This window comes from Kitasatospora sp. NPDC059462 (genome assembly GCF_042749955.1).
In the GTDB taxonomy this organism is placed as follows: domain Bacteria; phylum Actinomycetota; class Actinomycetes; order Streptomycetales; family Streptomycetaceae; genus Kitasatospora.
The window spans coordinates 1-9,999 of the sequence record NZ_JBHYUU010000249.1; the positions used below are offsets into that span (position 1 = coordinate 1).

General features: G+C 77.2%; 11 protein-coding genes. 3 read left to right on the top strand and 8 right to left on the bottom strand.

The window, feature by feature from the left end; translation table 11 throughout:
* Nucleotides 1-3: 3 nt before the first annotated feature.
* The 5 genes from ACFXAM_RS35425 to ACFXAM_RS35445 form a co-directional block, all read right to left on the bottom strand.
* Nucleotides 4-312 (bottom strand): hypothetical protein, encoded by a 309-nt coding sequence (locus ACFXAM_RS35425; RefSeq protein ID WP_380297665.1) that lies wholly within the window; start codon nucleotides 310-312, stop codon nucleotides 4-6.
* Nucleotides 313-508: 196 nt separating this feature from the next.
* Nucleotides 509-670, bottom strand: coding sequence for a hypothetical protein (locus ACFXAM_RS35430; protein ID WP_380297650.1), 162 nt, complete (start codon nucleotides 668-670; stop codon nucleotides 509-511).
* A 114-nt stretch (nucleotides 671-784) separates the two neighbouring features.
* On the bottom strand, nucleotides 785-1,990 hold the full coding sequence (locus ACFXAM_RS35435) for a cytochrome P450 (protein ID WP_380297652.1): 1,206 nt from the start codon (nucleotides 1,988-1,990) through the stop codon (nucleotides 785-787).
* Between the two features lie 92 nt (nucleotides 1,991-2,082).
* Nucleotides 2,083-2,301 (bottom strand): ferredoxin, encoded by a 219-nt coding sequence (locus ACFXAM_RS35440; protein WP_380297667.1) that lies wholly within the window; start codon nucleotides 2,299-2,301, stop codon nucleotides 2,083-2,085.
* A gap of 223 nt (nucleotides 2,302-2,524) precedes the next feature.
* Nucleotides 2,525-4,072, bottom strand: coding sequence for an ATP-dependent DNA ligase (locus ACFXAM_RS35445; RefSeq protein WP_380297654.1), 1,548 nt, complete (start codon nucleotides 4,070-4,072; stop codon nucleotides 2,525-2,527).
* 234 nt (nucleotides 4,073-4,306) lie between these two features.
* Between ACFXAM_RS35445 and ACFXAM_RS35450 the strand changes: the two genes are divergently transcribed.
* The 3 genes from ACFXAM_RS35450 (at nucleotide 4,307) to ACFXAM_RS35460 (ending at nucleotide 7,853) form a co-directional block, all read left to right on the top strand.
* Nucleotides 4,307-4,801, top strand: a complete 495-nt coding sequence (locus tag ACFXAM_RS35450; RefSeq protein ID WP_380297656.1) for a GNAT family N-acetyltransferase — start codon at nucleotides 4,307-4,309, stop codon at nucleotides 4,799-4,801.
* Between the two features lie 153 nt (nucleotides 4,802-4,954).
* Nucleotides 4,955-6,004, top strand: coding sequence for a CAP domain-containing protein (locus tag ACFXAM_RS35455; protein WP_380297658.1), 1,050 nt, complete (start codon nucleotides 4,955-4,957; stop codon nucleotides 6,002-6,004).
* Between the two features lie 217 nt (nucleotides 6,005-6,221).
* Nucleotides 6,222-7,853, top strand: a complete 1,632-nt coding sequence (locus ACFXAM_RS35460) for a sigma-70 family RNA polymerase sigma factor (RefSeq protein ID WP_380297660.1) — start codon at nucleotides 6,222-6,224, stop codon at nucleotides 7,851-7,853.
* A 22-nt stretch (nucleotides 7,854-7,875) separates the two neighbouring features.
* On the opposite strand, the gene ACFXAM_RS35465 is transcribed toward ACFXAM_RS35460, so the two are convergent.
* From ACFXAM_RS35465 to ACFXAM_RS35475, 3 genes are all read right to left on the bottom strand, one after another.
* Nucleotides 7,876-8,124, bottom strand: coding sequence for a hypothetical protein (locus ACFXAM_RS35465; protein WP_380297662.1), 249 nt, complete (start codon nucleotides 8,122-8,124; stop codon nucleotides 7,876-7,878).
* Between the two features lie 84 nt (nucleotides 8,125-8,208).
* Nucleotides 8,209-9,090 carry a hypothetical protein gene (locus tag ACFXAM_RS35470; protein ID WP_380297663.1) on the bottom strand — a complete coding sequence of 294 codons (882 nt, stop codon included), beginning with the start codon at nucleotides 9,088-9,090 and terminating at the stop codon, nucleotides 8,209-8,211.
* Entirely contained in the window at nucleotides 9,077-9,598 is a 522-nt protein-coding gene (locus ACFXAM_RS35475; protein ID WP_380297664.1) for a SigE family RNA polymerase sigma factor, read from the bottom strand. The genes ACFXAM_RS35470 and ACFXAM_RS35475 overlap by 14 nt, the downstream gene beginning before the upstream one ends.
* Nucleotides 9,599-9,999: the final 401 nt, after the last annotated feature.

Consider the following 9,999-nt stretch of genomic DNA (forward strand, 5'->3'; position numbering starts at 1 on the left):
GGGTCAGCCCGCCGGTGTCTGCGGGGCCCCGGCGCCCCGGCCCGTCTTCACGGCGTTCACCATCGCCTGGTGGACGGCCCGGGCGGTGGTCTCGTCGGCCGCCGGCACGGGGCTGCCCGCGACCGAGTACCAGTCCAGCGCCCCGGTGTACTGCACGGTGAGCCGCGCCTCGCCGTCGGCCCAGGTGGTGTGCACGGTGAGGTCGCCCGAGATCGGGCCGACCTCGACGGTGGTCACCCCGCCCGGCCCGCTGATGATCGACTGGGTGGTCCAGGTGGCCCACGAGGCCCTGGGGTCGAGCGGGGGCTCCACCCGTCCCGCCGTCCCGCCCGCCGGGCCCGGTACCTGCCCTGCCGTGCCCTGCTGCTGTTCGGTCATGCGCCCATCCTCCCCCGCCGGTCCGTCGCCGCCCGGGCAGCGACACCGGCGGTCGCGAAGGCCGCCCTCGGGATCGGGCGGCCTTGTGGCAACTCGTCTGCCGACGTGGTCGAAGCGGTGCCGGAGCGGGTCAGCCGCCCGCCGCCGGCTCCTCCCGGGGCTCGCCCTCCGCCTGCGAGGTGTCCTGTGCGTGCTGGTTCTGCATCGAGGTGATGCCCTCCTCGGGGTCGGCCGCGCGGACGTCCTCGTCCCGGTCGGTGCTCACCTCGGAGCGTGCGCTCATGTCGGTCATCACGGGCTCCGTCTCCTCGGCCGGTCTGTCTCGCCCCTCAAGCCTGCCTCCGCACCCCGGAGACGGCCAACCGGGCGGATCCGGCGCCCCGCACCGCCCGGCCGGCCGAGCCGTTCACCAGGCGACCGGCAGCGCCCTCAGGCCGTAGATCAGCGCATCGGCGCGGAACTCCAGGGCCTCCCGCGCGACCGCGAGCCGCAGCCCCGGCAGCCGCCGGAACAGGGTGGCCAGCGCGATCTGCAGCTCGGCCCGGGCCAGCGGCTGGCCCAGGCACTGGTGCACCCCGAAGCCGAAGGCGACGTGCCGGCGCGCGTCCCGCGCGAGGTCGACCTCGTCCGCGCCCGGGTGCCCCTCGGTGCCGAACAGCCGGTCGTCCCGGTTGGCCGTCGACAGCATCGCCATCACGCCGTCCCCGGCACGGATCAGGGCGCCGCCCAGTTCGACGTCCTCCACCGCCAGCCGCGGCACGCCGGTGTGCACGATGGTGAGCAGCCGCAGCAACTCCTCCACCGCCCCGGGCACCGCCGCCGGGTCGGCGAGCCGGGCGGCCTGCTCGGGGTGGCGCAGCAGCAGCGCGGTGGAGAGCGCGATCATGTTGGCGGTGGTCTCGTGCCCGGCGACCAGCAGCAGCACCCCGGTCGCGGCGATCTCCCGCACGGTGAGGTCGTCGCGCGCCGCCAGCCGGCTCAGGATGTCCTCGCCGGGCTCGGACCGCTTGCGCTCGGCGAGCCCGGCGAGGTAGTCGAGCATCTCCTTCTGGGCCCGGGCGAAGTCCTCGCCGGCGGCCTCGGTGGCGAGCAGCAGCCGGCTGTTCGCCTGGAACGCCTCGCGGTCCTCGTAGGGGACGCCGAGCAGCAGGCAGATCACCAGCGAGGGCACCGGCAGCGCGAAGTCGGCGACCAGGTCGGCCGGACCGCCCCCGGCCGTCATCCGGTCGAGCGCCTCGTCCACGATCCGCTGGATGCCGGGGCGCATCGCCTCCACCCGCTTGACCAGGAACTCCCCGGTGACCATGCGGCGCAGCCGGGCGTGCTCGGGGTCGTCCAGGCGCAGGAACGAGGGGTTGGCGGCGATGAGCTCGCGCCGGCCCTCGACGAGGAACGGGAAGGCGGGCCGCCGGACGTCGGCGCTGAACCGGCGGTCCGAGAGCACCGTGCGGACCTCCTGGTAGCCGGTCACCAGCCAGCAGGGGCTGCCGTCGGGCAGTTCCGCGCGGCTGACCGGGCCGGTGCCGGCGGCTTCGGTGTACGCGGGCGGCGGCGCGAACGGGCAGGCCGTGTCGCGCCGGGCCGGGATCGGGGTGACGGGAACGGTGGACATGCTCAAGGTGGTCTCCTCGCGTGACAGGTGAGGCCCGTGGCAGGCGGTGGGAGACGGCGGGAGGGCCGGTCGCGAACCCCCGGGCGGCCGGGTCAGACGGTGGTGCCGGGAGCGTCGTCCTCGGTGACGGTGATCGCGCCGCCCGGGCAGAGGTCGGCGGCGAGGCGTACGTCCTCGAACAGGGCCGCGGGGACGGCCGGCCGGTGGACGTTCACCAGGCCGTCCCGCTCGTCCTGCTCGAAGACCCCGGGCGCCGTCATGACGCACTGGCCGGAGCTGCAGCAGCGGTCCCGCTCGACGTTCACCTGCATGTCGGACACCTCTCCGTGGTGTGGCACCGGTCGGTCCGCCGGAGCCGGGCCGCCCTCCGCTGTCCCGGCCAAGCTATCCCCGCTTCCCGTCGCACACGAAGAGTGGACGGCCAACCCGCGCAGAATGGCCGATTTGGGTATGCTCGTGAACGACTTTGCGAAAAACGGAGTTTGATTGACCGTCAGCTGAATTGTCCGGGACCGTTCCGGTGCGGCCCGGCGCTCAGCCGAGCCCCTCCGCGGCGGCGATCTCCCGGACGGCGGCGACGGTGTCCGCCTCCGACGCGCTCTTGTCGGGCCGGTAGCGCACCACCCGGGCGAACCGCAGCGCCAGCCCCGCCGGATAGCGCGGGCTGCGCTGGACCCCGTCGAAGGCGATCTCCACGACCAGCTCGGGCCGCACCCGGACGGTCCAGGCATCCCGTTCCACCGCGCGCTCCAGCAGCGCCGCGGTCTGCCAGGCGAGCGTCGCGTCGGTGAGCCCCTTGAAGGTCTTGCCGAGCATCACCCACGGGCCGAGCCCCGCCTCGCCGCCCGCCCGCGCGCCCAGGTGCAGATTGCTGAGGAAGCCCTGCCGCCGCCCGCTGCCCCACTCGGCGGCCAGCACCACCAGGTCCAGGGTGTGCCGCGGTTTGACCTTGACCCAGCCGGCGCCGCGCCGTCCGGCCTGGTAGCCGGCCGCCGGGTCCTTGACCAGCACGCCCTCGTGGCCGTGCGCGAGGGCGTCCTCGAAGAACGCCAGCGCCTCGTCACGGTCCCCGGTCTCGGTGTGCGCCACCCGCAGCCCGGCCGGGACGGCCCCGTCCAGCGCGGCCCAGCGCTCCCGCCCGGGGCGGTCGACCAGGTCCTCGCCGTCCCGGTGCAGCAGGTCGAAGACGTGCACGCTCAGCGGGACCTCGGCCCGCAGCCGCTGCGGGTCGCGGCGCGCCGCCGTGCGGGCGGCGGTCTCCTGGAACGGCCGCGGCCGGCCGTCCGGCCCGAGCGCGATCGCCTCGCCGTCCAGCACCGCCGACCGCACCGGCAGGGCCAGCGCCGCCTCCACCACCTCGGGCACCCGGGCGGTGATGTCGTCCAGCGACCGGGTGAAGACGCCGACGTCCCGGCCGTCGCGGTGCACCTGCACCCGGATCCCGTCCAGCTTCCACTCCAGGGCCACCGGTCCGGCGAACCGCTCCAGGGCCGTGCCGACCTCCGGGGCGGAGGCCGCCAGCATCGGCCGCACCGGCCGGCCCACCTCCAGCCGGAACGCGGCGAGTGCCGGTTCCCCGCCGGTCAGCGCGGCCGCGGCGACCGCCCGGGCGGAGCCGCGGAACATCAGCGCCCGGCGCACCGCGGCGGCCGGCACCCCGGCGGCCCGCGCCACCGCGTCCGCGACCACCGCGTCCAGCGCGCCCTGGCGCAGGTCGCCGACCAGGACGGCGCGCAGGAACGCCTGCTCCGCGTCGGTGGCCCGCTCGAACAGGCCGGTCAGCAGCCGGTGCCGCTCCGCCCGGGCGCCGGGCCCGTGCACCGCGGCGATCGCCTCCAGCGCCCGTTCCGTCTCGCGCACCCCCATCCGGGGTTCGGCGGCGGGCGGCGGCAGGTCGCGCAGGGCGGCCGGACCGAGGCCGGTGCGCAGTCGCTGCGACTCGCCGGACAGCAGCGCGACCGCCGCCGGAGCCTCGTCGGGGCCGAGCTCGCGCAGGCAGTCGGCGAGCAGCCCGGTCTTCGCCCGGCGGCCGGGCTCGGCCGCGACGGCGCGCGAGGTCAGGGCCAGCCGGCGGAGCAGCATCGCGGCCTCCTCGGGAGCGGCCCGTCGGCGGGCCGGGCGTCCAGGATCGGCGATCCGGGGCGCCGGCGCGCGCCGGGCCGCCCCCGGCCCTGCCGAGAACGCTCCGGACGACGGATCGGCGTGGAAGGGTGGGGTTCTTGGCCGCGCTGTCGATCGGCGCGGCAGATGACGGGCCGTCATGCTGGCACGCATCGCATCCGGCCCCCACCGGCCACCGATCAGAGGGAGTTCCGCATGACCCCGGAAACCGCCGTCAGCACCGTCGCCGCCCCGGCCGGCTGGACCGTCGGGGCGCCCACCGACGCCGACTTCGCCGCCTGGCGCGAGCTGTACCGCGGCTACGGCGCGTTCTACCGGGTGCCGATGCCGGACGAGAAGGCCGCGCTGGTCTGGTCCTGGCTCACCGACCCGGCCCACGAGCTGGAGGGCCTGCTGGTCCGTGACGCCGACGGCACCCCGGTCGGGCTGGCCCACTACCGGCCCTTCGTCCGCCCGCTGCACGGCGCGGTGGCCGGCTTCCTCGACGACCTGTTCGTCGCCCCCGCCGCCCGGGGCACCGGCGCGGTCGACCTGCTGCTCGCCCGGCTGCGCGAGATCGCCGCCGAGCGCGGCTGGAACGCCGTCCGCTGGATCACCGCGGAGGACAACTACCGGGCCCGCGGCAAGTACGACCAGGTCGCCACCCGCACCCGGTTCCTCACCTACGACATGCCCCCGGCCGGGGCCTGAGCCGAACGGGGGCGGCCGTCCGCCGCCCCCGTTCGGAAATCCGTTCGCACTTTTCTGTTATCCGGTCACCGCCCGCAGGTCTCCCTCGTGTCGGCACCCGTCCGCCGGACCCTCCGGCGGACCCGACGGACCGAACACAGGAAGCGTGCGCAGGTGAACAGCGAACACCGGACCACCATCCTCCCCGCGACCGGGCACCCGGGCCCCGGTGGGCGCTCCGGGCGCCGTGCCGCGGAACGGCGGCGCGGCCACGGCCGACGGCGCCGGCGCGGCGGGGTCGGGCCGGTGGTGGCCGTGGTCGCGGCCGTCGCCGGGACGGGCGTGATCGCGGCCCTGACCGGTGCCGGGTACGCGGTGTACCGCGGCGAGGAGGGCGGCGACACCGGCGTGCAGGCCGTCGCCCACGAGCCGCTGATCGACGCGGAGGCCGGTGACCTGAACGGCATCCAGGTGCCCGGCGCGGGCCTCAGCGGGCCGGACCCGGCCCCGGCCGCCACCGACCAGGCGCGCGCGGCGGGTGCCGGCCCCTCGGCCGGCACCGCTCCCGCCGCCCCCGCGACGCCCTCGGCCCCGGCCGCCACCCCGGGCCACAGCGCCTCCACGGCGCCCGGCACCGCCGCCACGGCCTCCACCGCGCCGCGCGACCCGGCCGCGAGCCCGGCGCCCGGCGACGGCGCCGGCCCGCAGCCCCCGACCGCCCCCGCGTCGGCCGTGCCCACGGCCACCGCCGCCAGCACCGCCACGGCGGCGCCCGGCGCCAAGCCCTCGTCGACCGCCCAGCGTCCGACCACGACCGCCAAGCCGGGCGGCTCCGCCAACGGCTCCTTCGCCCAGCAGGTGGTGGACCTGGTCAACGCCGAGCGCGCGCGGGCCGGCTGCGGACCGCTCACCGCCGACGCCCGGCTGGCCACCGCCGCCCAGGTCCACAGCGACGACATGGCCGACCGCAACTTCTTCGACCACGCGAGCCCCGAGGGCACCCACGCCGACCAGCGCATCGAGGGGGCCGGCTACCGCTGGAGCACCTGGGGCGAGAACATAGCGCGCGGCCAGAAGGATCCGGCGGCGGTGATGGAGTCCTGGATGAACAGCCCGGGCCACCGCGCCAACATCCTCAACTGTTCCTTCCGGCAGATCGGCGTCGGCGTCCGGACCGGTTCGGGCGGGCCCTGGTGGACCCAGGTCTTCGCCGCACCGTCCTGAGCCCGGTCCTGGCCGCTGTCCGGGGCCCGTTCTGGCCACTGTGCGGGGCCCGTCCGGAGCTCGTCCGGAGCCCCTTCCCGACCGCCGCCCGGGCCCGCCGGGCGGCGGCGGGCCGCCGATTTTCCGAATCAGCGGGAATTGTTGTTATCTGAGCACTCCCCAGAGGTCTCCGAGGAGGCAGCGGCGGACGGACGACAGCAAGACGGAGTGCGGACCCATGAACGTAGACGTGCAGAGCGGCGCCGGAGCGCCCCTGGTGCTCGCGGCCCAGGCGGGCGACCCCCGGGCGCGCGAGGCGCTGGTCGCCGCCTGGTTCCCGCTGGTCTACAACGTCGCCGGCCGGGCGCTGAACGGCCACGCCGACGTGGACGACGTCGCCCAGGAGACCATGATCCGGGCGCTGGACGGCCTGGAGGGTCTGCGCGACCCGGAGGCGTTCCGGTCCTGGCTGGTCGCGATCACCATGAACCAGGTCCGCCGCCGCTCCACCGGCCAGCAGCAGGCGGCCGTCGGCGGCCTGGACGAGAGCTGGGAACTGGCAGACCCGGGCGCGGACTTCACCGACCTGACCATCCTGCGGCTCGGCCTCTCCGGCCAGCGCCGGGAGGTCGCCGAGGCCACCCGCTGGCTGGACCCGGACGACCGGGAACTGCTCGCCCTGTGGTGGCTGGAGGCCGCCGGCGAGCTCACCCGCGCCGAGCTCGCCGAGGTGCTCGACCTGACGCCGCAGCACGCCGCCGTCCGCGTCCAGCGGATGAAGAAGCAGCTGGAGGCGGGCCGGGTGGTGGTCCGCGCGCTCACCGCCTACCCGCGCTGCCCGGAGCTCACGGAACTGACGACCGGCTGGGACGGCACCCCGGACTCGGTCTGGCGCAAGCGCACAGCCCGGCACGTCCGGGGCTGCGCCGCCTGCGACGGGCTGGCCCGCGACCTCGTCCCGGCCGAGGGGCTGCTGGCCGGTCTGGCACTGGTCCCGGTGCCGATGGACGCCCCCGGCGGGCTCGCGCTCCAGTCCGCGGGCGCGGCGGCCACCGGGTCCCCGGGCGCCGCCGGTGCGTCCGGCGGCTCCTCGGGCGGCGCGTCCGGTGCGGCGGCGGGCCCGCCGTCCGTGCCCGGGGACCCGGCCGGCGGACCGGGCGGCCGGGGCGGGCTCGCCCGGCGGCGGACGGTGCTGGCGGGCGGGACGGCGGCGGTGCTCGCCGCGGCGACGCTGGCGATGGTCTGGCCCCAGCACACCGGACCGGGGGACACCGGGCCCGGACCGGCCAGCCCGGCCACCGCCCCCGACGTCCTGGCACCGCCGCCCGCCGCACCCGCCGAATCGGCCGCGCCGAGCCCGGAGGCCGGGCCGCCGACGACCGGCCCCGGCGCGACGCCGTCGTCCGCCGTGGCACCCCCTGCGGCCGCGAGCCCGACCCCGGCGCCGAGCAGTGCCCGGCCGAGCACCGCCCCGGCCGCCCCGGCGAACCAGGAACGCCAGCTGGTCGACCTGGTCAACGCCGAGCGGGCCAGGCGGGGCTGCGGCCCGCTGCACATCGACCCGAAGCTGCACGCCGCCGCCCAGAAGCACGCCGAGGACATGGCCGCCCGCGGCTACTTCGACCACGTCGCCCCCGACGGCGGCCGGCCGGACACCCGGCTGACCGCGGCCGGCTACCGCTGGTCGCAGTGGGGCGAGAACCTCGACCGGGGACCGATCGCCCCGGCCGTGGTCTTCTCCCGCTGGATGGACGGCGGCATCCACCAGTCGAACATGCTGGACTGCGCGTTCAAGGACGTCGGCATCGGCGTCGCCACCGGACCCGGGGGCCCCTACTGGACCCAGGACCTCGGCACCCCGCTCGGCTGACCCGGCGTCGGCCCGCCGTCCGTCAGACCGGCAGGCCGACCAGGCCCGGCGCCTCGCCCGTGACGTGGCCGGTGGCCTGGCCGACCACGGCGCCGGCCTCCCCGAGCTGCCCCGGCAGGGCGTCCGGCACCGAGGCGAGCGGCCCGCTCCGCAGCGGGCCGGTCAGGTCGCCCGCGCCGTCCGCGACGGCGGCGTGGGCGCTGGGGGCGGTCAGGGAGGCCACGACGCCGACGGCGAGCGAGGCGACGGCGAGCATGCTGCGCTTCTTCATGCCCCGTCCAACGAGGCTCCGCCACCCGGGTTACGGCCGGGCGGTCACCGGAGGGCGCGCCGGGCCGGTGGCGCGCCCCCGGGATCACTTCGCCCGGGTGACCGGGACGGGCGACGCGGACGGCGCCTTCTCGGCCGGGCGGATCGAGGTGACCGTCCGCTTCAGCGTCGTGAGGGTCTCGGACGACGGAAGCCGCAGACAGGCCGTCAGCTGGACCAGCTCCGCCCGCCCGGACACCAGGAGCGCCTGGAACCCGCGCAGCTGCTGGGTGCCGCCCCGCAGGACGCAGTCCTTGTCGGTCGGCGCGGCCTCCAGCACCGGTGGCTGGCCCAGGAGCTTCTCGGCGTTGTTCTGCTCGGGGATCACCCGGAGCGCGATGACCACGCCCTCGTCGGCGAGCACTCCCGCGGTGATGCACACCGGGCTCTGCAGGTTGTCCGGGCGCGGGCAGTCGGCCGCCCCGGCCAGCTGCTGGGAGGAGAGGTAGCCGAGGGGCTCCGACTGCCCGCTGCCGGGCAGCGCCGTGAGGCCGTACCAGCCGAACGGGACGTCCATCGCGATGTCGTCGAGCAGGGTGAAACGGATCGTCAGGCCGTCGCCGGTCCTGCCGTCGGGCCAGCTGCCCGGCGGGGTGCTCGGTGACGCACCGCCGGACGGGACCGCGTCGCCGGCCGGGCCGGAGGCGGCCGGATGCAGCGAGGAGCCCCCCGGAGCGGGCGCCAGCGCCGGGGCCGCCGCCAGCACGGCCGCGGTCAGGCCGACGGCCAGCCCGCCCGCGAGGGCGGCCCGGCGACGGCGCCGGCGGGTGCGGGCCGCCCGGGCCAGCACGCGTTCCATCCGGTCCTCGGGCGCCGACAGGTGCGGGGGCGCCAGCTGGAGCAGCACCCGCAGCTCGTCCGCCACCTCACGGTCCCCGGGTGCCTCCCGGTCCGGGGCGTCCCGGGCGGGGAACTCAGGCTCCGTCACGACGCCCCCCGTCCAGGAGCAGTTCCCGGGCGGGCAGCCGGCCGCGCAGCGCCTGCAGGGCGCGGTGCGTCTGGCTCTTGACGGTGCCCGTGCTGCAGCCCAGCGCCTCGGCGGTGTCCTCCACACTGAGGTCCTCGAAGAAGCGCAGCACCACCACCGCCCGCTGCCGGGCCGGCAGTGCCCGGACGGCGGCCGCCACCACCTGGCCCGTCACCACGTCGTCGAACGGGTCCGCGGCCGTCGGCGGCTCGGGCAGCCGCTCGTGCGGCAGCTCCCCGTGCCAGCGGCGGCGCCACCACGAGACGTGCGCGTTCACCAGAACCCTGCGGACGTACGCCTCGGGCCGGTCGATGGAGATCTGCTCCCAGCGCGGCCACACCTTGGCGAGGGCCGTCTGCAGCAGGTCCTCGGCCTGGTGCGGGTCGCCGGTCAGCAGCCAGGCCATCCGGAGCAGCCGGGGGCTGCGGGCGGCGACGAACTCCTCGAAGTCCGGTGTCGCGTCCGTCATCCCGCCGCCCCCGCCATGCCGTTCCCGCCGCCGTCTCCGTCGCCCGTGCCGCCACGTCGGTGGCGGCGGTCCTGCCGGTCGGCCGTGGCCGCCGGGTCCTCGCTGTCGTTCTCACGGCTGCTGAACGCGCTGGGGTCCGCCGTGGGTTGTCCGGTCGCCGGGACCAGTTTCGCAAAGCGGTTTCCCGGACCCGCTCTCCCGGGCCGGTCGGGTCCGGGCCGACAGCTCCGGGACGGTCCGGGACGGTCCGGGACGGCGGGACCGGGCGCGGGGCGGGGCGGGGCGGGGCGGGCGCCGGGGCGGTGGGGGAGCGGCCCGGGGCGGACGCTGGACGGCCCGCGAGCCGGCCGGGACTCGGCCGGGCGGCGGGCGGGCCGTGGCCACCACGATCCGCCCCCCAC

Coding starts and splice junctions, on each gene's coding strand:
- ACFXAM_RS35440 (WP_380297667.1), bottom strand. CDS start 2,301: ATGCAGGTGAACGTCGAGCGGGACCGCTGCTGCAGCTCCGGCCAGTGC.
- ACFXAM_RS35430 (WP_380297650.1), bottom strand. CDS start 670: ATGACCGACATGAGCGCACGCTCCGAGGTGAGCACCGACCGGGACGAG.
- ACFXAM_RS35435 (WP_380297652.1), bottom strand. CDS start 1,990: ATGTCCACCGTTCCCGTCACCCCGATCCCGGCCCGGCGCGACACGGCC.
- ACFXAM_RS35445 (WP_380297654.1), bottom strand. CDS start 4,072: ATGCTGCTCCGCCGGCTGGCCCTGACCTCGCGCGCCGTCGCGGCCGAG.
- ACFXAM_RS35460 (WP_380297660.1), top strand. CDS start 6,222: ATGAACGTAGACGTGCAGAGCGGCGCCGGAGCGCCCCTGGTGCTCGCG.
- ACFXAM_RS35450 (WP_380297656.1), top strand. CDS start 4,307: ATGACCCCGGAAACCGCCGTCAGCACCGTCGCCGCCCCGGCCGGCTGG.
- ACFXAM_RS35475 (WP_380297664.1), bottom strand. CDS start 9,598: ATGACGGACGCGACACCGGACTTCGAGGAGTTCGTCGCCGCCCGCAGC.
- ACFXAM_RS35465 (WP_380297662.1), bottom strand. CDS start 8,124: ATGAAGAAGCGCAGCATGCTCGCCGTCGCCTCGCTCGCCGTCGGCGTC.